Here is a 23,707-nt window from a genome sequence, read left to right as displayed (position 1 = left end):
CTCACACCCCTACCTCGCTCCCCCGACCCGCCCCGGGGCAGACATGCGCTGGGCCTGGACCGTCGAGCGCACCCGGGGTCACGGCCCCGGCGGACGGCCCGCCGCCAGCGCGGTCAGGGCCGGTTCGCGGGCACCGTGTCCTTCGCCACCAGCGTGTCGCGGTCCCAGCAGAGCCGGTAGAGGTCGACCTGGTCCAGCAAGTCGCGGCCGGAGCGGTAGAACTCACAGGTGGTGCCGGACGGCCGGGGTGCGGTACGGGCGTGGTCGGGCGGGTGGGGGAAGGCGCGGGCCGGCAGCAGAGGAGCGAGTTCGGTGCGGGGCCGGCCGGGCTGCAGCTCCTCGAACCGGGTCGGCGGCAGCACGCTCGTCGTCAGCTGCCAGGCCAGGTAGACGGCGGAGGGCACGAGAAACGCGGCCGCGGCCAAGGGGGCCGCGAAGGCGGCGACCGAACGTCGGCGGGCGTCGCGTCGGGCCGCGGCGAGGCGGCGGGCGGACTCCAGGGGTGTGACCTCCGTGTCCGGGGCCGGATGGGGAGCCTTCTCGGACGGCCAGGCAGAATGGTCTTGGGTCCCTCGGGTCCATGCGGGCAGTCTGAACCCCGCTCGGGTCGTCGGCGCCGGTGTCGACGGGCGGGATGGGGGCTGGTGCGGGAGGACGGCGGTGACGCGAAACCCGCCCTGGTACGGGCCGGTCCGCAACGAACCGCCCAGAACCGTCACCCGCTCCCCAAGACCCGTCAGCCCCCGCCCACCGACGCGGGCCTGCGTGCCCTCCGCATGGTCCGCCGGCGGTCCGTCGGCCGACGGGGCCATGTTCACGATGCTCACCCTGGTGCGGTCGGCCCCGTGAGTGAACCCGACCTTCACCGGTCCGCCCGGCGCGTGCTTCACGGCGTTGGTGAGGGCCTCCTGCACCACCCGGTACATCCCGCGTTCGACCAAGGGCGAGAGCGCGGGCACCGGCCCGGATCTCTCCCACCGCACCGGCACCCCGGAGGCGACCGCCCGGCCGAGGAGGTCTTCGACGGTGTCCCTTACGGTCAGGGCCGCGTCCGTTCCTGGCGGATCGTGCAGGACGGCAACGGTCTCCCGCAGCTGTTCGACGGCGTCCGCGATCGTGCCCCGCAGCTCGGCGAGATCGGCCCGATCGCTGTCGGTGAGGTCGGGGGAGAGCTCCAGGGCTCCGGCACGCAGGGCGACCAGGCTCAGGGCATGGCCGAGCGAGTCGTGCATATCGGCTGCGATGTCCGCGCGTTCGGTCAGCCGCGCCCGCTCCGCGACCAGGTGCTGGCGCTCTTCCAGGCTCCGGGCCAACCGCCAGCCTTCCCGTACGAGTTCGCGTCGGCCGCGCCAGTGCCGTCCGGCCAGCCACGGCAGCAGGAGGGCGGCGGGCAGCACGGTCAGCGCCCAGAACCACCACACGGCCTGCACCCCCAGCACGGCGCACGTCGCCACATCGACGGCGAGGCACCCGGCAAGCACCAGCAGCGGGCTCCGGGCCGCGGTGACCCGGGCGCCCAGCAGACAACTCACGGCGGCCAGCGACAGGACGTGGGCGTTGGCGGGGGTCGCGGAGTCGGCCAGGCCGAGCGCGCACAGCCCGTTGACCAGGACGACCGCGGACCCCGGCCGACGGCGGGACAGCGGCACGGCCACCGCCAGGACGGCCAACGGAAGGAGCAGGTCCCAGACCGGCGAGGCCGCGCCCGCATCCCGGAACCCGTAGCCGGTCGAGGCGGCGAGCACGCCCCACAGGGCCACGTCGACGAGCACCGACTTGGCCGGGGGTAGGGGTATGCGCGTGTGCAGCACGGTGCGTCGACCGTCCCTCCGTCGGATGTCCTGACCTACCCGGTCGATTCTGCGGGACGGGCCCGGACGCCGACGACACGGTGCGCGCCGGGTGGTGTCCGGGCCGGTCCCGACGCAGCGTCAGGCGTCCCGGCGGCGCAGCACGCACAGGCCGACCAGGTGCGCCGCCGCGGCCCACGCCGCCACGATCACAACCGCTATCGCCGGCGTGTACGGGGCCCCGGCGCTCACGCGCATGAAGTAATCTCCCGCGCCGTGCGGCAGATAGGCGTTGACGGCCGCGAGTGCCGGGCTGCCGAGCCCGAGGAGCATGCTCGGCAGCGCCCACAGGAGCGTGACGAGGATCGACAGTGCGCCGGCCGGGTGCCGCGCGGCGAAGGCCACCCCGACGGTCAGCACGGCAACCAGGCCCTGGTAGACGCCGACGGCCAGGACCTGCCCGAGGACCGTGCCGGCCTCAAAGGAGGCTCGTCCGCCAAACGGACCCCAGGCCACCGCCGTGCCCACGACTGCGAAGACGGTGCCGGCGACGAACGCGACCACGCCTACGACCAGCGCCTTCGCCGCCTGCACCCGGTGCCGTCGCGGCACCCACAGCAGCGAAGCCCGCACGCTCCCCGTCGAGTACTCGGAGGTCACCGCGACCGTGGCCAGGACGACGACGGCGAATTGGACGAGGACGGCGGAGGATGCCGCCGCGTTCCCGACCGGCTCGACCGGGTGCCCGTTGATACGGGCGATCGAGGCGTAGTAGGAGGTGAACACCCCGGTCATCGTGAGGCCCGCCAGGAGACACAAGTAGGGGGCTCGGACCGACCACAGTTTGGTCCACTCGCAGGCGACCGCCCCGGCGAAGCCATCAGGGGTGCCTCGGCCCGGGGACACGGCCCGGGGCGGGGCCGTCCGCTTGTCGGGTGTCGTCGTCGCGGTCGTGGTCGTGGTCACTGTCGTACCCCTTCGTTCGCTGCGACCGTCGTATCCGTGCCGCTGCCGCCCGTTGCGTACTCGACGCTGCGGGCGGTCAGGTCCATGTACGCCTGCTCCAGCGAGACCCGGACATCACTCAGTTGGTGCAGCCGGACCCCGCATTGGTGGGCGAGATCGCCGATCTCAGCGGCGGTCCGGCCCTCGACGGCGAGTTCGCCGGATACGGACGTCTCGACGCTCACCCCGGGAGCCGTCATCAGGCGGCGGACCAGCGTCGCCCGTTCCTCCGGGTCGGGCACCGAGGCGCGCGCCGACGCGGGGGATGCGGCGGCGAGGAACTCCGTCATGGAGGTATCGCTCAGCAGCCGGCCCCGTCCGATGACGACGAGGTGATCGGCCGTCAGCTGCATCTCGCTCATCAGGTGGCTGGAGAGGAAGACGGTGCGCCCTTCCGCCGCCCGGTCGCGCACGAGCCGGCGGATCCACCGCACGCCGTCCGGGTCGAGGCCGTTGACCGGCTCGTCCAGGACGAGCACCGGCGGATCGCCGAGCAGGGCACCCGCCACCCCGAGGCGCCCGCTCATGCCGAGCGAATACGTGCCGGCCGGCCGCCTGGCTGCCTTGGTCAGACCCACCGTCTCCAGCACCTCGTCCACACGGCGTACGGGGATGCCGTTGGCCCGGGCCTGGGCGACGAGGTGCGCGCGGCCGGAACGGGCCGGGTGGACGGCCCGGGCGTCCAGCATCGCTCCGACCGCGCACAGCGGCCGCCGCAGGTCCGCATAAGGCCGGCCGGCGATCAGAGCTCGCCCGCGGGTCGGGTGGTCCAGGCCGAGAATCATGCGCATCGTGGTGGACTTCCCGGCCCCGTTGGGGCCGAGGAAGCCGGTCACGCGGCCGGCCTGGATATCGAATGTCAGGTCGTCCACGGCGAGGGTGCCGCCGTAGCGTTTGGTGAGTCCTCGGAGGGTGATCACGGAGTTCCTTCGCTGTCGGTCGCGGAATACGGAAGTCGACGGCGGCGCGCACCGACCGACGCATGGTGGGCCTGGCCCGGGGGCGGCCACCGCGTTTCCCGTACGCAAGCGACGCTAGAAGTCCGCGGCGCCGGGGCCCATCGGTCGAACGGCAGCGGCACCCTGCCTTTCGTCGGGGGTGCGCCCCTCCCAGGGACGGATCTCCGGAGCACGCCGTCGCGCGGAGGCGTGCCACCCGTAGGCTCACCGAGTGGAAGAGAAGACACCGAACAGCCGACCGGTCCGGGTCCTGGTGGCCGACGACGAGGCGATGGTCCGGGCGGGTGTGCGGGCCATCCTGGCCCGGGACCCGCACGTCGAGGTGGTCGCCGAGGCAGGCGATGGACACGAGGCCATAGCGCTCACCCGCCAACACCGGCCGGACGTAGTCCTGTTGGACATCCAGATGCCCGGCCTGGACGGCCTGTCGGCAGTGGCGCGGCTCCAGCGGGAGCCGACGGCGGTCGGTGTGATCATGCTGACGACCTTCGGCCAGGACGAGTACGTCACCCGCGCCCTGGAGGAGGGCGCCGACGGCTTCCTGCTGAAGGCGGACGACCCGAGAGAACTGCTCACCGGAGTACGCGCGGTGGGAGCCGGCGGAGCCTACCTGTCGCCGCGCGTTGCCGCCCGGGTCATCGCCGGACTGCGCGCCCACCGGGCGGCACACCCCCACCGCTCACTGGATCGGCTGACGGAACGAGAGCGCGAGGTGCTGGCCGGACTCGGAACGGGGCTGTCCAACGCGGAGATCGCGAGCCGCCTCCACCTGGTCGAGGGGACGGTGAAGGCCCACGTCAGCGCGGTCCTCGCGAAACTGGGCGCGCGCAACCGGGTGGAGGCGGCCATCTCCGCGTACGAAGCCGGCCTGGTCCCACCACGCCCCCGCTGACCCGGTGCCGGCGTCTTGCCGAGCGCCGGTCACTCCGCGGCCAGAAGCGCCGGACACCTGCGGGTGTCGCTACGGCGCCACGCCGGCCCACGGCCGCATCCAAGCGCCAACCTCGGTTCTGACCGCTCTTCCAGATGCTGTTGGTGATTCAGCCGCAGCACGGTCGGAATATGTGAGTTGCTGGTGAGCCGTCGCTGCCCGGCAAGCCGGGGTGCTGTCCGAGGGCAATATGTGAGTGCGTCTACGGCCACCACCCAGAGCGCCGCGCAGGGCGCGATGGAACGCAAGCGGGAGGCCTAACGACCTCGTGCATGGTTGGCTGTGGCACGTCGAAAGGTGCAAGGTCGGCCCGGTGGTCACTGTGGCTGACAGGCCCTGCGGGTGGCGGTCTGCTGGTGTGAGAGCAGTCCGGCGACGGCTTGGATGGTGTCGCTCATGTGCTCGCGGCGGCCGAGGTGGCGGGCGAGTGCTCGCCAGTTCTTGAGGTGTGCGATGCCGTGCTCGATCCGGATCCGGCGTGAAGAGTGTGCCTTGCGCTGGCGCTCGTAGATCTCCTCGTACCAGTCCGGTGGGTTCTTCTTGAACTTGCGGTGCGGTGGTGTCACGACGCGGCCGCCGGTCTGGGCGCCCAGGCCCTGGTAGCCGGCGTCGGCGAGGATTTCCACGGCCGGGCCGTCAGTCAGGTGTTTGACCAGGCCTAACTGTCGGGCGTGGGTGATGTCGGCACAGCTTGCCGGCTGGGCTGGACTGCAGAACAGGAGCCTGCCGCTGGCGTCGGTGAGGATCATGGCTTTGACTGCGTTCTGCTTGTTCTTGCCGGAGATGAACTTCTCCCGGTCCTTGCGGCTGGCGGCGGGCCTGCGGACGCGGATCTCGGTGCCGTCGATGATTCCGGTCTGTCCGCTGGCGCCGAGGTGGTCGATGACTTCGGCGAGGGTGCGGAGCCGGACGCCGGTGGCGATGGTGCAGCCGCGGGTTGCGAGCAGGGGCCGCACCTCGCCGATAGCGCGGGTGATCGTGGACCGGTCGACACCGAACCAGCAGGCCAGCACGTCGTGAGTGGCACCGTGGCGAAGGTGGACGAGCGTGGCCAGGAGCCGGTCGACAAAGACCAGCTTGTGCTTTGCCCCGGCGCCCACGGCCCGCTTGCGTGGCCTGGACTCCAGTCCCGCCTGATGCCGTTCATGCCATAACGGACCGACCTCGGCGACGAGTTCGGTGATCACCTCGGCCGATAGACCTGTGATCCTCCGGTCGCTGATGATCGCTGCACGAGTCCCGTTCCCACCACACGAACATGATCAGGGATCAAGATCCAGCGTCGCACCGCCAACCATGCACGAGCTCGTTAGGGCGTGTATCGAAAGTGCCTGGTGGAGAGCCCATTTGTGATCCAGAATGATTGGATGGTCACGCTTGAGACTCCCCGTTTGATCCTGCGGCGCTGGCGCGAGGAAGACGTTGCGCCCATGGCTGCCATCAATGCCGACCCCGAGGTCATGCGGTGGATCCGTGACGGCAGCGTCCGTGACGAACAGCAGACTCGCGGCGGGGTCCAGGCATGGGAAAGCGAGTGGGAGTCACAGGGCTTCGGCCTGTTCGCCGTGGAGATCCGGTCCACTGGCAAGCTGGCCGGCTTCACCGGGCTTTCGGTACCCGACTTCTTGCCGGAGGTACTGCCGGCGGTTGAGGTCGGCTGGCGGCTCGGACGTTCCCACTGGGGGCAGGGCTTGGCCACCGAGGCCGCCGCGGCCGCTGTACGGTTCGGGTTCGAAGAGCGAGGGCTGGAGCGGATCGTCAGCATCACTCAAGTGGGCAACGACGCCTCCGAACGGATCATGACCAAACTGGGGATGCATCCGGTCCGTGAGACCGTCAATCCCACCGGCGGTCGGCGAGTAAGGGTGTTCGAGTTGTCGTCGGACCAGTACGTCACAACCACTCGCTGATGGCGAAGGCGTCGCCGTCCGCGTCGCCCAGCGCATCCTGGCGATGGCCGCCGCGATCTGGCACAACCACTAGACCGGCCAGCCCGTCACACGATCCCTGATCGCTTACGACCACTAACGATCACATCGAAATGACTCGTCTGGCTTTTCGTCGTTCTTCTTGAGTAGGCCCTCCACGGCCCGGAAGCGGCGTTCTCAGCCGCTCGTCGTCTGGCCGGTGCGGATGACGGCCTGGTCTCCGTGGGGGCCGAAGAGGTGCAGGATCTCCACCGCTTCGCGGCCGGCGGGGCCGAACCAGTGCGGTTCGCCGGTGTCGAACTCGGCCACCTCACCCGGTCGGAGGGTGACCTCGCGCTCCCCGAGGATGAGGCGGAGCTCCCCGGCGAGTACGTAGAGCCATTCGTAACCGGCGTGGGTCACCAGCCTCGGTTCGCGGTACGCGAGGACCTGCTTGAAGACCTGGACCCGGCCCGGGTACTGCGTCAGCGGGACGAGGACGCTTCCGCGCTCCCGGCTCCGCGGTGTCAGGTGGACCCGCGGATCACCGGTGGCCGGGGCCGCCACCAGCTGGTCCAGCGCGACGCGGTGCGCCCTGGCGAGCGGAATGAGGAGGTCGAGCGTCGGACGCCGCCGGCCCGACTCCAAGCGCGACAGCGTGCTCACGGAGATCCCAGTGTCCTGCGCGAGGGTTTCGAGGGTGAGGCCGCGGTCGCGCCGCAGGGCGCGCAGCCGTGGCCCGATGCTGTCGAGGAGTCCTACGAGTTCGGCGTCCATACGGCCATTTTGCGGTCTCCGCAAAATTTCTGGTCCTGGGCCCTTCCCCCGCCCGACTCTGGGCGGCGTCCGATCTCGTCGAAGGGGGAACTCCCGTGCTCACGAAATCCCTTGCCGCTCCACCCTCCCCGCTGAGCGCGCGCCGGCGCCGGACGGTGCTGGCGGTCTGCGCGCTCAGCATGTTCCTGGTCGGTGTGGACACCACCATCGTCAACGTCGGGCTGCCCGAAATCGGGCGAAGCCTCGATGTGGGCACGCGTGGTCTCGAGTGGGTCGTCGACGCCTACACCGTGGTCATGGCCAGCCTGCTCATCGTCTCCGGCGCCCTCGCGGACCGTTTCGGGCGCCGTCGGGTCTTCCAGTGCGGACTGCTCGTCTTCGGCCTGGCATCCCTCGCGTGCGCCCTCGCCCCGTCCCTCGGCGTGCTCGTCGCCGCCCGGGCCGTCCAGGGAATCGGGGCCTCGATGCTGAGTCCGGTAGCCCTGGCGATCGTGGTGAACGCGATGCCCGACCCACGGGAACGGGCCCGCGCGATCGGGGTGTGGGCCTCGGTCTTCGGGCTCAGCATGGCGGCGGGCCCGATCACCGGCGGGGCGCTCATCGCCGCGTTCGACTGGCGGTCGGTGTTCTGGATCAACGCGCCGGTAGTCATCGCCGCTCTCGTCCTGGTCGCCGTGTTCGTGCCGGAGTCCCGCGGGGAGCGCGCCCGGCGCCTCGACCTGCCCGGCCAGGTGCTCCTCACCGTGGTCCTCTGCGTCTCTGTTGGGATCCTCATCGAAGGACCCCGCATCGGCTGGACGTCGCCCTCGGCCCTTGCCGGTTACGCCCTGACAGCGGCGGCCACGGCCGGCTTCGTTCTCGTCGAGCTGCGCCGCGGTGAACCCCTGATGGACCTCGGCCTCTTCCGCCGACCGCCGTTCGTCACAGCGGTGCTCGGCGCGACGGCGGTGTTCGTCGCGCTGAACGTGACCCTCCTGCTCAACACCTTCTACCTCCAGCACACCCGTGGCTGGACACCGCTCGCGACCGGCGCCGCGACCTTGCCCATGGCTCTCGGGGCCACTGTGTGCGCGCCCTGGTCCGGCACCCTGGTGGGTCGTCTCGGACCGCACCGTCCGCTGATCCTCGCGGGCGGATTCACCGCGGCCGGTGGTCTGTGCCTGGTGAACCTGGACCAGGACACGAGCGTGTCGCTGATCTTCCTCGCCTTCCTGCTGATCGGCATCGGGTTCGGCTTCGCCAACGCCCCCCTGACCAACACCGCGGTCAACGGTCTGCCGCCGTCCCGAGCCGGAGTGGCGGGGGCGATCACCTCCACCGCGCGCCAGGTCGGTGCGGCGGTCGGCATCGCCGTCGCCGGCGGCCTGGTCACGGGCGCCGACCCCGCCGGCCTCGCCGCCGCGACCCGACCGGGATGGCTGCTCGTGTCGGCCTGCGGACTCTTCCTCCTCGTCGTGGCCCGCGCCGCGCGGCCACGGTCCACCGGGACCCCTATCTAAAGGGTGTTGCGGAAGCCTCGGCGCTGGGCATTTTTCCTGACAGGAGCGGCACAAGGGTGTGGTGTCCACTCGGGTCGTCGAGGATCGCCACGGTGAGGGCCATCAGGGCCGCCGCCGGAGTGGGTCGGCGGGCGGGTGCCCGAAGGTCCGGGCCACCCGTCCACCGCCCAGAGCCATTGTCCGCTCGGGGTGGGGGCGGCGGAGAGCATCGGCGTGGGCCGTGACCTCGTCCATCGAGCCCAGCTGAGCATGGCGTGATGAACGCCGTCGCCTTTGAGACGGCAGTCGCGGAGGACCTTCCAGGTCTTCATGCGGGCGAAGACGTACTCGACGCGGGCGCGGACCTGCTTGTGGGAGTTGTTGTGTTCCTCTTTCCAAGCCGGGAGTTCGGCCTGCCCGCGATCGCGGCGGTGCGGGATGACCAGTCCGGTGCCCGGATAGCCGCCGTCGGCGATCGTGAGGGTCCTGCCGACGGCGGCTTTGGCTCCGGACTCCTCCCACGCCTTGCAGTCGTTGCGGTTACCGGCGAGCGGCCGGCTGACAACGACAATCAGGCGGGTGTCGGCGTCGATGACGACCTGGTGGTTGGTGGAGTACCGGTAGTTCTTCGACCGCTCGGCAATGGTGTGATCGCGGGTGGGCACCAGGGTGCCGTCCACGATGAGCACGGTGTCCTTGGCGAAACGCCTGCGGGGTTGGAGCGCCTGCATCGGCCCCAGATGGTCGATGATCCGGTCTGCTGCAGACTTCGAGACCCCGAACAGCAGGGCGAGCTGCCGCATCGTCAAGTTCGTGCGCCAGTATGCCGCGACCAGGAGTGCCCGGTCCTCCAGAGGCAGGCTCCACGGCCGGCCTGTTTTCGGCGGGGTGAACGAAAGCCATGTGGGCGGTGGTTTCGGGAGCCGCGTTGGTCCGTCTGTGCACGCGATGGACAGCGATGCAGGTCCTGATCGGCGGCGAGAATGGGAGCCACCCTGATCGAGTGACGTGTGGGTGGGAGTGTCTGCGGTAGCGGGGATACGGGCCAGTACTTTGGTGGCCTGGGCCCTTCTGGTCCGTGTCCCTGACATGCGCGGTGTCGGGCGGGCCCGCCCTTTTGATGTCCAGTCGGCTTGCCGGCGACTGCCTCAAGCGTTTTCAGCCGTGGATGGGATAACTCCCGAGGCGGGCTTGATCACGCCGAAATCTGGCTCGGGGGGGGGCTCGAATGGACACGTGGCAGGACCTCATAGCGTCGTGAAAGCGCGTCTGGAGGCCGCGTCGCCCAGCGAGTGGGGTGTCTTCGCCGCAGGTGTTGCCGAGCGCCTGATGAGCCGGCACGAGGCCCTGCCCGAGAATGAACAGGCAGCCTTCACTCTGGGTCTGCGACCGCTCCTGAACTCAGTGTGGGAGGGCGTCCTCGGCGATCCGGCGGCCCATACCGCCGTCAACCGCGGCTTGGCCCAGTACATGCTCAGCGACTACTGCAACCACGACCGCCTGGTGGGCTCCGACGATGCGCACGAGCCCGCCGCAGCCGCGTCCCTCAGTACAGCGTATGCGTACCTCTTCGGATGCACCGACTTTGCTGTCTGGGCCAGTGGCCGGGCTACCGATGATCAGCACCTCGAGTACCCTGCCGGCGCCGAGCTGGAAGAGGGCGACCTTCTCGACACCGACAAGGCACTGATCAACGAACTCAAGCGCCAGCTGTGGGACCTCGACGTCATCGCCGCGCGATCGACGGAACTGCGTCACGCCTTGTTCGGACTACCCATCCTCACGTCCGTTCAGCTCCGTGTGGAACTGCGCACTCCTCTGTCCAGCCGCGACTGACCGGGAGGGCTTCCCTGTCAGCCGCGTCGTTCGGCTTCAGTGATCCGGAAGCGGTGGGACTCGGTGCCGGTCTGGATGAGGGTGCAGCGGAAGGTGATCCGGCCGGCGATGGACGCGCAGACACGCGGGTCTCCGAAGGTCTTGTCCCACTCGGCGAACGGGGAGTTGGTGGCGACGGCGGTCGCCTTGCATTCCTCGCGCTCGGTGAAAATCCGGAACAGGAACTTGGCGCCCTTCTTGTCCCCGAGCGGCCGGCAGAGCCCGACGCGGAGGAACATTCATATCCACTGTTCGCCCCGGACCCTGACACTCGCCTGCCAGGAGGAGACTTTGCATCCCTGCGACGCCAGTCCCGTGACTTCACGGCGGCAGGCGTTGAACGCCACGGCTGGGGACTGTTCAGCCGCAACCTCTGGCTCGACGACATGATGGGTGACCTCTACACCATCCTGGACCTGCTCGCACCTCACATCGCAGAACCTGGCTACTGCGGGCACTTCCAGGAGGAGTTCGACGCCGAGCCGACCACCTTCACCTTCCGAGAGGGCACCTTCGGGCCGCTGAAACTCTGATCCAGTTCATCACCGAAGGCTCAGGTCGTCTACGAGGACACCGCACTCGTCGGCTGGCTGCCGTCCGAGCTCACCCTCTGGCTGGAAGCCGGCGCCGACGGGCCCGACGACCTGCGCATCGGCCTCAACGGCGAGGCGGTCATTCCCGGCCTCGGACCGATCATGCGCTGCCAGCGGAACGGCGACCACGCCCGCACACGCCCCGTCTTCGTCTCCCCCGACTGGGCAGACATGAGTACCGACAGCTGGGAAGGCCCCCTCCCCAAACGAGAATGGCGCATCCGCTGCCCCTTCGGCTGCTCCGTCGGGTCCCGTACCGCTCCGGTACGGGACCCGACTGCGTTGCGGCATCGAACCGACCGTACTGTTCTGGCCATTGCACGGCACCGTCGGGAGGGAAAGCGGAAATGGAACGCAGGCCGGGCCGAAGGCTGGGGATCGCGAGGACCTCGGTCGTGGCCGCGGGGGCGCTCGCACTGGCGGTGACCACCGTGGTGCAGATCGCGGTACCGCTGCGGGATTTCAACCCGGGCAAGCACTTCGGCGTCGCCATGGAACCGACGTACCACGACGGGGACCTGGTCTTCTTCGAGCCCGTCAGCCCCGAGGAGGTGCGGCGGGGCGACGTCGTACTCGCCTCCGTGCCGTGGTTCGCCGGCCAGTACGACGTGAGCCGGGTCGTGGCCGTCGCCGGCGACCGGATCTCGTACAAGATCGGCGACGCGGCGCTGACCCTCAACGAGGAGCCGCTCAACGAGCCGTACCTCCACGACCCCAAGACGCCTTCGACGGTGCCCTTCGAGGTGACCGTGCCCGTCGGGCACGTGTTCCTGATGAGTGACCACCGGGAGAACTCCACCGGGTCGCAGTTCGCCGACAACGGGCCGGTCGCCGCCTTCGGGGTGACCGACCGGGTCGTGACGCGGCCGCCGGCCCTGCTGGTCGCCATGGGGCAGCTGGCGGGGGCGGGGGCGCTCCTCGTCGGCATCCTGTTGCACGTGCTCGCGTGGGTGGTCCGACGACGGGCGGAGAAGGCCGCGGCGGCCCTGGGGACCGCCTCGTGAGCTTGTCCCACCTTCCAAGCGTGGGTCTCAACCAGTCATTCGTAAGATCGGCGGGCCCGGGGGTTCGGGGTATGGCTGTGAGCTTGTCGCTGTTGGACGACTCAAAGAACTTGGCCGCCCGGAGCCCTGGTGTCCCGCACCGTGCGCAGATCCAGTGAGCCAACACAGCCGCCAAACCGCTCAGCCAATCTCCACAGTCGGCCGGTCGCTCGGGTCGCTTGGAAGTACGCGCATCCGCGCCAGCCCGGCAAGGAGGAGCGGAAGCGCAGCCGTCGTCGCCCCGACTGCCGCCACCCACAAAGCTGTCCGGGGCGAGTAGTAGACACCCAGCCCGCTTCCGATTGCCGCACCGATAGGCATCATCCCCCACACCAGGAATCGGACAGTCCCGTTCACACGACCGCGCAACTCCGGCGGACAGAGACGCTGCCGGAAGCTCACCTGGATGATCCTGTAGATCACGGCGCAAGCTATTCCCAGACTGTTGGACACCACGAAGCACCAGACCAGCCAACCCTCTTGGACAACCGGGGTGACCAGACCCAAGAGTGTGCTCACGACGACTGCCATCACCAGTCCCGGTCCTTGGCCGAACCATGCTGCCACTTTGGAGGCCAACGTGGCGCCAACCAGTCCAGCTGCTCCCGCCACACTGAACATAAGTCCGATGGACCCGGCCGGGAGTTCCAAGTCACTGGATAGCAGGACGATCACCATCGAGCCGCTCATGGACCCGAAGAGACTCAGGATGCTCGTGCTCATGGTGATACCCCGCAGTACGGGATGGCCGACGACGAAACGCAGCCCTTCGCGGATCTCGCGGCCGAGCTTGCGGTCGGCGGAGACCGGCGGACGGACCTCATGCGTCCGGATCCGGCTGATGAACACGGCAGAACCGACGAAGCTCAGCGCGTCAAGCACTACCGCGAACGGCGCGGAGAGCCACTGGACCAGCAGGCCGCCGACTCCTGGGCCGGCCCAATTGGCGACGGCATTGCTCGCTTCCAGCCGAGCGTTGGCCTCGACCAGTTGCTCCTTGCGCACCAGAGTCGGCAGGTAGCTCTGATAGGCCGCCCCGTAGAAGATCGACAGGATCCCCACGCCCAATGCCACTCCATAGAGCTGGGCCAGTGTCAGCACGTCCAGCATCCAGGCCAACGGCACGGAGCCCAACAGGGCCGCACGTCCTAGATCCCCGATCAGCAGCACCGCGCGCCGTGGCAGTCTGTCGACCCAAGCACCAGCCGGAAGACCGACCAGCAAGTACGCGACGGATTCGAACACCGTCAGCAGGCCGACCTCTCCCACACTCGCCCCAAGCGCTGACAGGGCGACCAAGGGGAGCGCGAGCATGCTCACTGTCGACCCGAACTGGCTGATCGCATCGCCGATCCACAACTGCCTGAAGTCGTGATGGCCGAAGACCCCCCGTACGATCACGATGGTTCTCCCGTGTTGAGCCGGCAGCTGGTCAGCTGCGTGTGAATCTCCGCCTTGAGACCGGGGTCGACTTCATCTCCCCTGGCCAGCAGATTCCTCAGCTCACGCTCCGCCTCGTGTCGGCGCTGGAGCGCTTGATAGCCGAGTGCCCGGTTGAAGCGGGAGAGCGGAGTGTCGTCGAGCTCAATAGCCTGGTCCAGGTCACGGATCGCGGACTCCGCGTCGCCACGCTCGAAACGCACCGCCGCCCGGTTGGCCCAGAGTTCGGCAATGCCCACCCCCCGGTCGATGGCGGTCGTAAGAAGGCCATCTGCTTGCTCCAGCTCTCCGCGCTCGCTGTGCACCAGCGCGAGCGAGCAGAGCAGGCGCGGTTCTCCCGGTGCCAGCTCGAGCCCGCGCCTGGCATCCGCCTCTGCTCCGGCCATGTCGTTAAGGGAAAACCGGAGCGCTGCCCGGCTGATCAGCGCCTCGAGATGTTCCGGGTCCAGGACCAGGGCGCGATCGAGGTCTGCCAGAGCCCTGGCGTGCTCCCCGATCTCTGACCAGGTGTCAGCTCGATTGTAGTATTCCTCCGGAAACGGCAGCCCCAGGGCGATCGCCGCACTGTAGTCGGCAACTGCAGACAACGGATCTTCGAGTTCACGCTGGACCCGAGCCCTGTCGAAGTAGTGGTCCGCGTGGTGAGGGTCGAGCTCGATCACCCGGTTCAGGTCGGCGATCGCCAGGTCGGGTCGCCCCAGTTTCAGCTGGATCTGGCTTCGATTGTGCAGCAAACGCGCCCGGTCGAGTTTCCGGCCTTCCGGCCCGAATTGACGCTCGAGGTCGACGAGCCCGTCGGCGATGGTCTGCATTGCGCCGGCAAGATCGCCGGTGCGAGCGTCCAGCAGGGCGAGAGCCTGCTGGTGGAACACGCTCGCCGCGACCCGGTCACGGGCGTCCGGCAGCAGGCTAGCGATTGCCACTGCCTGGTTTCCCCAGGTCCGAGCAGCAGTCAGGTCGCGCTGTTCATCCGGGAGATGGCGCGCGAGCAGCACCGCGATGGAGCCGGCCGCGGCCATGTGAACCTTGGGACTGATCGTGGAGGCACGCGCTTCCTGGTACCGGGCCAGCGCCTCCTCCGGCCGATCGAGAGCTGCCAGCGCACTCGCCAGTCCGGTGATGAAGTTCCACCAGTTACGGTGGTCGGTTCGAGGGTTCACCAGGCGAAGCCCGCGCTCGGCGAACTCGACCGCGCTGTGGTAGAAGCCAGAGAGCAGGCAGTGCTGTGCGGCTTCCTGCAGGGCTGCCACACCGGCGGTCATTGGCTCGGTGCCCCGCTCGAGATGCCAGGGAAGCGCACCGAGCCTGACCACCTGCGAGCCCCGGACCGCCAGTTCGGCAGCGCGCTCGCTGTGCCAACAGGCCCGTCGAGTCGGATCGGCCCGCTCGTAGGCCGCCAGTGTCACGGGGTTGTCTTCCACGCAGTCGGCGTCGACATACCGCCGACCCAGTACATCATCGGAACAGGGCTCACCTTCCGCGTCGGGCTCCTCCGCCAGACGGACCACGGAGCAGCGCTCGGCCCACTCCAGGTCTCCAGCGGAACCTATCCGGAGCTGCAACCGGGAAGGGTCGGTACGGCGCATCAGGACGCTCAGCAGCTCGACGGTCGTCTGATCGGCGTGGTCGACATTGTCGAAAAAGACTGCGGCCGGCCCGTCGTGGCCCGCCGTGAATGCTTCGAGGAAGTCGGCGACGCCGTGCGCAATTCGCAACGTCCGCCCACGTGGGTGAAATCGGATCTGCTCATCTGCTGAGGCCAGATCGACCAGGGTTTCCCGTCGGTGAGCGACGATCTCGCACAGCTCAGGGGCCACTACCAGCAGTTCGGCCTCGTGGCCGAAAAACAGCTTCGGATTCCGCTCGAGTACGACTGGAACGAGACTGCGAAGAAAATCCGAGCACCCGCCATACGGTCCACGGATGTTCCGGTGGCAGTCATAGAGTCCGAGTAGGTCGATTTCGCTCGAGGTGGCGGCCGCCGCCCGGCGCTGTGCCGCACGCCCGGCCTTTATCCAGATATGACGCGATCCCATGCTCATCCTGAGGGTCGATAGCTCATCTCGCGAACATGCGAGGGGATGGACGGCAGCCCGTGCCGTCCATCCCCTCGTAAATCAGAATCGGCTAGACGCGATGTCTCACTGCTCGAAGCAGCAGGAGCACCAGTGCACCTTGCCGGCAGATGCCTGAGCCATGATGCCGTTCTTGCGGATCGCAACCTTCTTCATAGCAATCTCCCTTCAGGCCGGGGCGGCCCGTTGCCGGCCCGACTCGTCGATCCTGGAGCACGACCCCTGACAGGTCATGTCATACCTCTGGGAGTACTTTTGCCGGATGCGTGCGACCCGTCTCCTGCATCTCCTCCTGCTCCTGCAGACCAGCGGCCCGATCAACGCTCCCGCCCTCTCCCGGGAGTTGAAGGTCTCGCCTCGGACCGTCTACCGCGACATCGACGCCCTCTCGGCCGCCGGGGTGCCGGTGTACGTCGCGGACGGACCGCGCGGCGGGTACACCCTCCTCGACGGATGGCAGACCCGGCTCACCGGCTTGACCGGCCAGGAAGCCGACGTCCTCGCGCTGATCGGCCTGCCGGGCCAGGCCGCCGAACTGGGACTCGGCGCCGCCTTGGCCGCCACCGAGCTCAAACTGCTCGCCGCCCTGCCCGACGAGGCCGCGGACCGCGCCGGGCGGATCCGTCAACGCTTCCACCTCGACGCCGTCGCCTGGTTCCGCGAGCCCGAACCGGCGTCGCACCTCAAGATCATTGCCGCCGCCGTGTGGCAGTCCACGCCCGTCACCATCCGGTACCGGCGGTGGGCACCGGCCCCTCCGCGCGATGTGGAACGCACCCTGCAACCACTCGGACTGGTCTGCAAAGCGGGATCCTGGTACCTCGTCGCCCGCCCTCACGACGGCGGCGAGCACAGGACCTACCGCGTCGGGCGCATCCAACGAATCACGCTCGCACCAGGCTCCTTCGACTGGCCGGAGGACTTCGACCTGGCCGCCTACTGGGCGCAGGCAACAGCCCGCTACCAGACGGACCTGCGCCAGAACGACATGACACTGCGGATCTCGCCCCAGGGCTGCGAACGCCTGACCGACCTCATGGGCCCGGGATTCCCGGTCCGCGTCGTCTCACCCCCAGACGCCCACGGTTGGGTGCAGATCACCATCCCCACCGAGTCCCTGGACGACGCGGTGGAACGGGTTTTGCAGATCGGCGCTGCCGCCGAGGTGCTGGCCCCCGAAGCCGTTCGCCAACGAGTGATCGACACGTTGACCCTCATGACTGCCCACTACCGCGGGGCCGGGACGGGGAGCGGGCTGGTCCTGGACGTGGCGCAGCATCGGCGTCTTCGGGAGGCCGGCGGCGCCGATGCCTGAGAAATCCTTGGGCGGGTCGGTGGAGCTCGGGTGTGTCGGTCGCGGACGGTGGCGACGGATGAGTTGCGGGCTCGGTACCAGTTGGTCGTCCCGGACTCGTCCGCACACCGCAGCCGCATGGCAAGACGACCATCGAAAATCCCTGCCACCTGGGCAGCGCGGCGCCCGGCGGGCGAAGCCGGTCCACCCCGGGGAGCCTGGGCGGCCCCGCTCGCTGCCACCGCTCCAGCGTGCAGTACCACCCCTGCCTGCCGTCGTAGCCGAACGTCCGCCGAACTCCGCGTGTGTGTAGTCGATGCCGGTTGCCCGGCAGAAGCAGTTGTCCCGCTCCTGACCGTGCCCGATCCGACCCGGCCGCTTCCCCCCGCCGGTCTGGCTCCCCCTCCCCCACGGCCAAGCGGTAAAGGCGTACCGCCTCGCCCAAAAATGGACGCCGTCCGGGTGGCACTGCCAGGTAGCCGTGACGCTGTGGGTCCGCAACGACTAACCAGGGGGTGGAGCCCGCCGATTACGTGATCGGGGTCCCCGGCGGCGGCGAGAAGTACGTACGGCGCGTTCACGGAGCCGACTACAGCCACGTCCCTACCGAGCGGCCGCCCTCACACCCCTCGGCGGCGTTCGACGCAGGGCAGAGCCACGGGTGATCTTGATCGAGAACCCGTCTACCAGGAGCTGCGTCGTTGCGCAGGCATGTCCAGCCCGCGGTCAGCACCACCAGATCGGAAAAGGCTAGGCTCAGTTACCCGAGGGGCGCGAACGGAGTCGAGAACGAGGTCAGGTCGGTCACGCGGACCAGGCTGAGCTCGCTGGGGTCAACCTCGGAGCCGGACAGGATCACGTCGGTGCGCTCGACGCATCCCCGGGCGACCCAGCAGCGGTTGCTGCTGTTGCGCCAGAGTTCGAACGTCACGGGTTTCCCGTCTGTGGTGATGGTGACAGGTTCGGAGACCGGCAGGCTGGCCGAGGGTTCCTCGTCGGGGTGGTAGTAGGTCTCGAAAGCCCGCTCCAGGGCCTCGCCGGCCTCTGCGTTGCCGGAGGAAGCGCTGAGGACCGTGACGTGTTCGACCTGGGGGTCGAAGTGTCGAGAGCCGAACGAGGCCCGCCGACGCCTCGACGGGCAGCTCCCGGCTAGGCAGGCCCGGCCTGGCTGCCGGTCGCAGCCCGTACGGCTTCCCGTACGTCGATGACGCCCACCCCGTCGACTTCTTCCACCCCGCCGGTTCCGAACCTCACCCAGAGCGGCACTGCGCCGGCGTCCCGGCAGAACTCCAGCTTCTGCACTGACGACGGGTTCGGCGCCGAATCGACCTCCACCACGAACTCCGGGATGGCCGGTGAAGGCGACCACCCCACCAGGTCCAGGCGTCCGTAGCGCGTCTTGCCCTCCGGTACGACTGGCACCCGCACCTCCCCGTAGACCATCGCGCCGTCGCCCAGGCCCCGGAGGAACTCTCGGATCTCCTCCGTCAGGGCCGCGGTCACCTCGGCCGTGGTGGCCGGCACTCTGCGGCCCGCCTCCCGCTCCTCGCGTACGTACTGCGCCCAGTCCTCCAGCCATCCCTCCAGGTGGCCACGGAAGGCCGCCAGGTGCTCGGCGCCCAGCGGCTCCCGGGGCCGGCCGGACAGCAGGTACCGCCAGCCCTCGGCCCAGTAGGCTCGCCCCAGGATCTTCACCACCCCGTCCCGGGCGGTTGCCGCCATGCACGCTTCCAGCGTGGGCATGCTCCGTTGCGCGGCCACCGTGACCCGGGCCAGGGCGCGCTCGGCCTCCCCTGACCTCGCCAGAACCTGCTCGGCGGCGATGGCGCCGCGTACTTCGCCGGCCGCCCAATACCGCCACTCGACCGCCAGGCCGGGCGGAAGCGCCTCGGGCAATGCGACCGCGTCCAACAGCTGTTCCGCGCGCCCGGCCGCGGCCTTCGCCGCTGCGGACAGCTCGGCCTTGATGCGCGGCGCGTTCTCCTCGAACTCCCGGCTACGGCACCAATAACACTGGTCGTACTCGGCCTCCCGTGTGCCGGGCTGGACCATCTTCACGCACCCGCACTTCGGGAACACACGGCGGACCTTGAAGCCCGTGCACTCCCGGCACGCCGTGACGTCCCCGCCCTTCCACTTCGGCAGGGACCTACGGCTGATCACGGTCTCCTCCCACTCGTGACCGGCCGGGCACCGCCACCACACCTTCCCGCCACCCGTACCCACCCGGTCCGGGGTCAAGGATCTGTTCCGGTCTGGGTGCCACAGCGCCACCAGCTGCGGATACGCCTCGGCCAACGACACGGGAAACGTACGTGCCACGGTCAGACCACCGCCCCGGCGCCCTGGCCGAAGCGGCCCAAGCCCGCGACCTCTCCGGGGGTGGCGCCCCCGGCTGGGGCAATGGGGGTGGCGGGGAGGACCGCGGCGGCGCCGAGTCCTGGTGTCAGCCGTTCGCGACGGTGCACGTCTGCTCCTTTGGTCTGGGCGTTCAACAGGCAACCCCAGCAGACCACATGGGGCTGTCAGGACGTCCGGTATTCCCCCTGATCCAGTCGCGACACCCAGGACGTCGCGTACGGCGCTGTGCCTGCGAGTCGGGGAAGACGGCGGAAGATGCCTGACCCGCAAGGAAGTAGCCGAAACGGCGGTGCCGGGCTTCGAATGCACCGAGCGTTTGCCCGCCCTGTGCGGTCTGACCCTCACGAGAGAAGTACTGACGATCGCCGGCATCACAGGCGGACTGCTCAACGACCCCGACAAGTCCGATCTCGACACCGACTGGGAACCGGATTTCGAGACCTACTGGGGCCGTCGGTTCGCGTCCAGTCGTAGGCGTACGTACCGGAGTGGGTGCCGGTACCCGCCCCGGTCGACGGCCACCCGCTCGACCGCACCCGTGGCTTCGCTGCGACAGCCTTCTTCGGTTGGCGGGGCACGGTCTTGGCCCGGTCGAGGTGGAGCCCAGAAGGCCGGTGGTGACAGAGTCTCCACAAGATCACCGCAGGTCTGGCGGAGTCCCCACAGAGCCCTCAACTACATGTGGGCAACCATGTTCATGATCACGCAGAATTACCGATTCTGCATGTAATCGGGACGCAGTCCGGCTCTAGATTTCCCTGTTGATCTTGCCGAGCGGCAGGATCGGAAGGGATGACACATCCGTGTCCAGACACACAGCCGGGCGTTCCCGCCTCAGACGCCACAGCGGGCGAATAGCTCTGGTCTCAGCGCTGATGCTGGCGGCAGAAGCCGCCTTCGCGTCTGGCGTCCAGACAGCCGTTGCGGCACCGGGCGGGCCGAGCGCGCCGGCTGCCGCCAAGTCCCCCTTGAAGAAGGAGAAGGAGAAGGAGAAGGAAACAGACCCGGCCCGGGCGGCCAAGCACCCGCAGGGGTCGAAGGCCTGGGCCGTCGCCCAGGCGAAGACGAGCGGCAAGCAGGTCGTCGCCTCCGACGAGACGACGGCCACCTCCTACACCGTGGCCAACCCCGACGGCACCCTCACCTCAGAGCTGACCTCCGGGCCGGAGCGGGTCTGGCGGGCCGGCGAGTGGCGCACGATCGACGCGACACTGACCACGGCCGCCGACGGAACCGTGACCGCGAAGGAGCACCCCAACGGGCTGCGCCTGGCGGGCAAGGGCGGCGCAGCGCCGCGCTCGCTGACCGCCGCCCAGGACGACGCCCCGCGCGACCTCGTCACCCTCGGCACCGGCGACCAGGCGGTGACCCTCCAGTGGAAGGGCGGACTTCCCGCTCCGGAGCTGAACGGCACCACTGCCCGCTACCGGGAGGCCGTACCCGGCGCCGACGTCATCGTCGAGGCCACCCGGACCGGTTTCGAACAGTTCGTGGAGATCGGCAAGAAGCCCTCCGGCGCCTACTCCTACACGCTGCCGGTCAAGGCCAAGGGGCTGAAGGCCGAGGCGAACGAGGACGGGTCGGTGACGTTCACCGACGCCGGGACAGGTCAACGGCGCGCGACGATGCCCGCCCCCGTCATGTGGGACGCCTCGGTGGACGAACGGTCCGGCGAGCACACGCACCGGGTCCGCGTGGCCATGCAGGTCGTGGACAAGGGCGAGGGCGCGATCGACCTGGTCGTCACCCCGGACGAGAAGTTCCTCGCCGATCCCAAGACCCAGTACCCGGTCACCGTGGACCCCTCCACCTCCGCACTGGCGAACACCTTCGACACCTACGTGCAGCAGGGCGAGACCGTCGACTGGTCCAACGACATCGAACTCGACTTCGGCAACCCCGGCACCAAGAACCCCGACGGCACCCCGCGCACCGCGCGCTCCTTCATCACGTGGAACACCACCCCGATCCAGGACGCGTTGATCGTCGACACCAACCTGGCGCTGTGGAACTTCCACTCCGGGAACACCGACTGCAGCGCCCAGTCCTGGACCGTCTGGGACACCAGCGCCTCCTCCACGTCCTCGCGCTGGACCGCGCAACCCACGTGGAACAAGCAGTACCACTCCTCGACCGAGACCAAGGGCAATCCGTCCTGCGCCGCCACCCAGCCGGATGGCTGGATCAACGCCGACGTCGACACCCTCGTCCAGACCTGGGCGTCCGCCAAGGCCACCCGCGGTCACATGGGCCTGCGCGCGGCCACCGACGACATCAGCGCCTGGAAGCGCGTCAACTCCGGCAACGCCACCGCGAACCAGCCGAAGCTGACCGTGACCTACAACTACCGTCCCTCCGACGGCACGGCACAGCAGGCCGGTCCGCCCTTCAGGACCTACAACGACGTGTGGGCCGTCGACACCCTCACGCCGACGCTGAGGGACAAGTTCGCGGACGCGGACGGCGACAAGGTCAATGGCAGCTTCCAGGTCTACGACGCGGAAACCAACGCGCCGATCACCACGCCGGCCGGTGACGGGGTGCTCGTCTCCGACTTCGTCACGCCCGGCGAGTGGGCGAGCGTGCAGGTCCCGGCCGGGCAGCTCGTCGACGGCAAGATGTACAAGTTCCGCACCAACGCCTACGACGGCACCCACTACAACCTGGGTTGGTCCCCCTGGCGATCGTTCGTCGTGGAGACCGCCGCCTCAGGACTTCCCACCAAGCTCCAGCCCGGCGACACCTACACGATCAGCGATCCCGCGCTGATCGCCGACCCCGCCCTCGTCGAGCAGGTCCTGAACAGGGACGGCAACCTGGAGGCGCTCGGCATCACACCGCGCACCGGCCCGTCCGCCGCGCAGCCTGCCCCGGCGCAGTCGGCCCAGGCGGCGCCCAGCGCGGAAATGGCACCGACCGTCGGGACCATGGCCGCGTGGGAGCGCACGTACACCGTTCCCAGCCAGCGGTTCAACCGCGGCCGCAAGCCCGAGAACAACGGCCAGGATCCGTACGAGTACATCGCCGATGTCGATGAATGCCAGAACGCCGACGACGCGGACAACGAGGCCGGGTGGATCAAGAACCGGTTCTCGTACTGCCAGGAGACCATGACCGTCATGCCGGCGATCAGGTGTGGCCTGTGGCCGCCGGGCTGCTATCTGAAGGGCACTTTCATCTCGACCAATACCCTGATCGGCCGTGGCCAGATGGGCGGCTTGGACGGCAGCACGTTCACCCGCTTCGCCGAGTTCGACTTCAACGTGGACGTCTTCATATCCAGCGGTGATTTCAGCCAGGCCGGCGCCAAGCTGGAAGCGAAGCTGGAGTGTGAGGGGGACTGGGCCACCGGAGTTCCCGGCGACCCGAAGGTGGAGGACGCCTGCCAGCCAGGTCTCCACACGGGCCGCAGTGATTCACCCAGCCAGTGGAAGTACAACGGTGACACGAAGTTCGACCTGTGGTCGCTGGCACCGAGGCTGCCCGATGTCGCGAACGGCGATCAGATTGCCACGGGCCTTTTCACCCCGGTACTCGAATTCACGCTCCCCGGCTACTCCCAGCTCATCCCCTCCGAGGGTGAGCAGGGGGAGATCCGCTTCGACAGCGCCGCCTACAACGTACGGGCCAAGGTGGGCTCCGTATTCCCTGATGCCACACCCGCCCTGCGCTACGACCGGAGCGACACGTCCGACCCCGCCGCTCCCGTGGAGCCGTACTTCGGAGTAGCGGCGGTCGCGGACCACATCGGAGACGCGCTCGACAACCCGGGTGGCACGTACCCGACGAAGAGCGACAAGAAGCTGCCGGGCGGGACCGCCGTGGACCCGATGTACCGCCTCGTGCCCGGCTTCGGAGCGACCGAGCAGGCACGCTACGACGCCAACCGGTCCGTCGTCTCCAGCACGTGCAACAACGCCGCCGTACCGGGTAAACCCACGGCGGGAGAGCAGCGCGACTGCGACGAGTTCCCCTTCGCGTCCAGTTACCAGGGGGCCGCGCGCTACCAGTACGAGGGAGAGCCGTACCGCGACGACTTCACCGTCCGCTACATCGACTCGAACGAGAACCAAGAAGCCGGGCGGCGCCTCGGCGCCTGGTACGACAATGACCGGATCCTGAGCCATGACCCGTTCATCGTCGTGATCGGCAGCTGACCGGGACGGAATTCAGCCTGAG

At 68.9% G+C, this 23,707-nt stretch carries 19 protein-coding genes and 2 pseudogenes; 9 read left to right on the top strand and 12 right to left on the bottom strand.

The window, feature by feature from the left end:
- Window positions 1–113: 113 nt before the first annotated feature.
- The 3 genes from OG625_RS37585 to OG625_RS37575 all read right to left on the bottom strand — a co-directional run bounded on the left by OG625_RS37585 (window position 114) and on the right by OG625_RS37575 (window position 3,715).
- Entirely contained in the window at window positions 114–1,811 is a 1,698-nt protein-coding gene (locus OG625_RS37585) for a sensor histidine kinase (RefSeq protein ID WP_329389926.1), read from the bottom strand.
- Between the two features lie 120 nt (window positions 1,812–1,931).
- A complete protein-coding gene (locus OG625_RS37580; RefSeq protein WP_329389924.1) occupies window positions 1,932–2,756 on the bottom strand; it encodes an ABC transporter permease in 825 nt (274 codons plus the stop codon).
- Window positions 2,753–3,715 (bottom strand): ATP-binding cassette domain-containing protein, encoded by a 963-nt coding sequence (locus OG625_RS37575; protein WP_329389922.1) that lies wholly within the window; start codon window positions 3,713–3,715, stop codon window positions 2,753–2,755. Before OG625_RS37575 ends, OG625_RS37580 begins: the two co-directional genes overlap by 4 nt.
- 250 nt (window positions 3,716–3,965) lie before the next feature.
- On the opposite strand from OG625_RS37575, the gene OG625_RS37570 reads away from it, so the two are divergent.
- Window positions 3,966–4,646, top strand: a complete 681-nt coding sequence (locus OG625_RS37570; protein WP_329389920.1) for a response regulator transcription factor — start codon at window positions 3,966–3,968, stop codon at window positions 4,644–4,646.
- A 356-nt stretch (window positions 4,647–5,002) separates the two neighbouring features.
- Here the strand turns inward: OG625_RS37570 and OG625_RS37565 are convergent, their stop codons facing one another.
- Window positions 5,003–5,872: a transposase family protein gene (locus OG625_RS37565; RefSeq protein ID WP_329389919.1), complete on the bottom strand. Its 870-nt coding sequence runs from the start codon at window positions 5,870–5,872 to the stop codon at window positions 5,003–5,005.
- Between the two features lie 180 nt (window positions 5,873–6,052).
- Between OG625_RS37565 and OG625_RS37560 the strand changes: the two genes are divergently transcribed.
- Window positions 6,053–6,595 carry a GNAT family N-acetyltransferase gene (locus OG625_RS37560; RefSeq protein WP_329389916.1) on the top strand — a complete coding sequence of 181 codons (543 nt, stop codon included), beginning with the start codon at window positions 6,053–6,055 and terminating at the stop codon, window positions 6,593–6,595.
- A gap of 195 nt (window positions 6,596–6,790) precedes the next feature.
- On the opposite strand, the gene OG625_RS37555 is transcribed toward OG625_RS37560, so the two are convergent.
- A complete protein-coding gene (locus OG625_RS37555; RefSeq protein ID WP_329389915.1) occupies window positions 6,791–7,369 on the bottom strand; it encodes a helix-turn-helix transcriptional regulator in 579 nt (192 codons plus the stop codon).
- A gap of 95 nt (window positions 7,370–7,464) precedes the next feature.
- Between OG625_RS37555 and OG625_RS37550 the strand changes: the two genes are divergently transcribed.
- Window positions 7,465–8,868, top strand: coding sequence for an MFS transporter (locus tag OG625_RS37550; RefSeq protein ID WP_329389913.1), 1,404 nt, complete (start codon window positions 7,465–7,467; stop codon window positions 8,866–8,868).
- 233 nt (window positions 8,869–9,101) lie between these two features.
- Here OG625_RS37550 and OG625_RS37545 read toward each other — a convergent pair.
- Window positions 9,102–9,728: pseudogene (locus tag OG625_RS37545) on the bottom strand (transposase); the annotation flags it as partial.
- A gap of 376 nt (window positions 9,729–10,104) precedes the next feature.
- Here OG625_RS37545 and OG625_RS37540 point away from each other — a divergent pair.
- Complete coding sequence (locus tag OG625_RS37540; RefSeq protein WP_329389911.1) at window positions 10,105–10,683, top strand: hypothetical protein; 579 nt, start codon at window positions 10,105–10,107, stop codon at window positions 10,681–10,683.
- A 17-nt stretch (window positions 10,684–10,700) separates the two neighbouring features.
- Here the strand turns inward: OG625_RS37540 and OG625_RS37535 are convergent, their stop codons facing one another.
- Window positions 10,701–10,961, bottom strand: coding sequence for an ATP-binding protein (locus OG625_RS37535; protein WP_329389909.1), 261 nt, complete (start codon window positions 10,959–10,961; stop codon window positions 10,701–10,703).
- Window positions 10,962–11,108: 147 nt separating this feature from the next.
- Here OG625_RS37535 and OG625_RS37530 point away from each other — a divergent pair, with 147 nt between their 5' ends.
- Window positions 11,109–11,255 (top strand): hypothetical protein, encoded by a 147-nt coding sequence (locus tag OG625_RS37530; protein WP_329389907.1) that lies wholly within the window; start codon window positions 11,109–11,111, stop codon window positions 11,253–11,255.
- Window positions 11,256–11,662: 407 nt separating this feature from the next.
- Entirely contained in the window at window positions 11,663–12,319 is a 657-nt protein-coding gene (gene lepB / locus OG625_RS37525; protein WP_329389905.1) for a signal peptidase I, read from the top strand.
- A gap of 180 nt (window positions 12,320–12,499) precedes the next feature.
- Here the strand turns inward: lepB and OG625_RS37520 are convergent, their stop codons facing one another.
- Window positions 12,500–13,759 carry an MFS transporter gene (locus tag OG625_RS37520; protein WP_329389903.1) on the bottom strand — a complete coding sequence of 420 codons (1,260 nt, stop codon included), beginning with the start codon at window positions 13,757–13,759 and terminating at the stop codon, window positions 12,500–12,502.
- On the bottom strand, window positions 13,756–15,840 hold the full coding sequence (locus OG625_RS37515; RefSeq protein WP_329389901.1) for a tetratricopeptide repeat protein: 2,085 nt from the start codon (window positions 15,838–15,840) through the stop codon (window positions 13,756–13,758). Before OG625_RS37515 ends, OG625_RS37520 begins: the two co-directional genes overlap by 4 nt.
- 295 nt (window positions 15,841–16,135) lie before the next feature.
- Here OG625_RS37515 and OG625_RS37510 point away from each other — a divergent pair, with 295 nt between their 5' ends.
- Window positions 16,136–17,188, top strand: a complete 1,053-nt coding sequence (locus OG625_RS37510) for a helix-turn-helix transcriptional regulator (protein WP_329389899.1) — start codon at window positions 16,136–16,138, stop codon at window positions 17,186–17,188.
- 739 nt (window positions 17,189–17,927) lie between these two features.
- On the opposite strand, the gene OG625_RS37505 is transcribed toward OG625_RS37510, so the two are convergent.
- The 3 genes from OG625_RS37505 to OG625_RS37495 all read right to left on the bottom strand — a co-directional run bounded on the left by OG625_RS37505 (window position 17,928) and on the right by OG625_RS37495 (window position 19,635).
- A complete protein-coding gene (locus tag OG625_RS37505; RefSeq protein WP_329389897.1) occupies window positions 17,928–18,098 on the bottom strand; it encodes a hypothetical protein in 171 nt (56 codons plus the stop codon).
- A gap of 218 nt (window positions 18,099–18,316) precedes the next feature.
- Window positions 18,317–19,441 carry a zinc-ribbon domain-containing protein gene (locus OG625_RS37500; protein ID WP_329391267.1) on the bottom strand — a complete coding sequence of 375 codons (1,125 nt, stop codon included), beginning with the start codon at window positions 19,439–19,441 and terminating at the stop codon, window positions 18,317–18,319.
- A gap of 50 nt (window positions 19,442–19,491) precedes the next feature.
- A complete protein-coding gene (locus OG625_RS37495) occupies window positions 19,492–19,635 on the bottom strand; it encodes a hypothetical protein (protein ID WP_329389895.1) in 144 nt (47 codons plus the stop codon).
- A 768-nt stretch (window positions 19,636–20,403) separates the two neighbouring features.
- Between OG625_RS37495 and OG625_RS37490 the strand changes: the two are divergent.
- A pseudogene (locus OG625_RS37490) lies at window positions 20,404–22,269 on the top strand (DNRLRE domain-containing protein); the annotation flags it as partial.
- Window positions 22,270–22,434: 165 nt separating this feature from the next.
- Window positions 22,435–23,685 (top strand): NucA/NucB deoxyribonuclease domain-containing protein, encoded by a 1,251-nt coding sequence (locus tag OG625_RS41505; RefSeq protein WP_443067931.1) that lies wholly within the window; start codon window positions 22,435–22,437, stop codon window positions 23,683–23,685.
- Window positions 23,686–23,707: the final 22 nt, after the last annotated feature.

Origin of the sequence: Streptomyces sp. NBC_01351 (genome assembly GCF_036237315.1) — a bacterium.
GTDB lineage: Bacteria > Actinomycetota > Actinomycetes > Streptomycetales > Streptomycetaceae > Streptomyces.
Note: the sequence above shows the minus strand (reverse complement) of the source record. Positions and strands in the feature narration are given on the sequence as shown.

Coding starts and splice junctions, on each gene's coding strand:
- OG625_RS37560 (WP_329389916.1), top strand. CDS start 6,053: ATGGTCACGCTTGAGACTCCCCGTTTGATCCTGCGGCGCTGGCGCGAG.
- OG625_RS37555 (WP_329389915.1), bottom strand. CDS start 7,369: ATGGACGCCGAACTCGTAGGACTCCTCGACAGCATCGGGCCACGGCTG.
- OG625_RS37535 (WP_329389909.1), bottom strand. CDS start 10,961: ATGTTCCTCCGCGTCGGGCTCTGCCGGCCGCTCGGGGACAAGAAGGGC.
- OG625_RS37530 (WP_329389907.1), top strand. CDS start 11,109: ATGATGGGTGACCTCTACACCATCCTGGACCTGCTCGCACCTCACATC.
- lepB (WP_329389905.1), top strand. CDS start 11,663: ATGGAACGCAGGCCGGGCCGAAGGCTGGGGATCGCGAGGACCTCGGTC.
- OG625_RS37515 (WP_329389901.1), bottom strand. CDS start 15,840: ATGAGCATGGGATCGCGTCATATCTGGATAAAGGCCGGGCGTGCGGCA.
- OG625_RS37510 (WP_329389899.1), top strand. CDS start 16,136: ATGCGTGCGACCCGTCTCCTGCATCTCCTCCTGCTCCTGCAGACCAGC.
- OG625_RS41505 (WP_443067931.1), top strand. CDS start 22,435: ATGGCACCGACCGTCGGGACCATGGCCGCGTGGGAGCGCACGTACACC.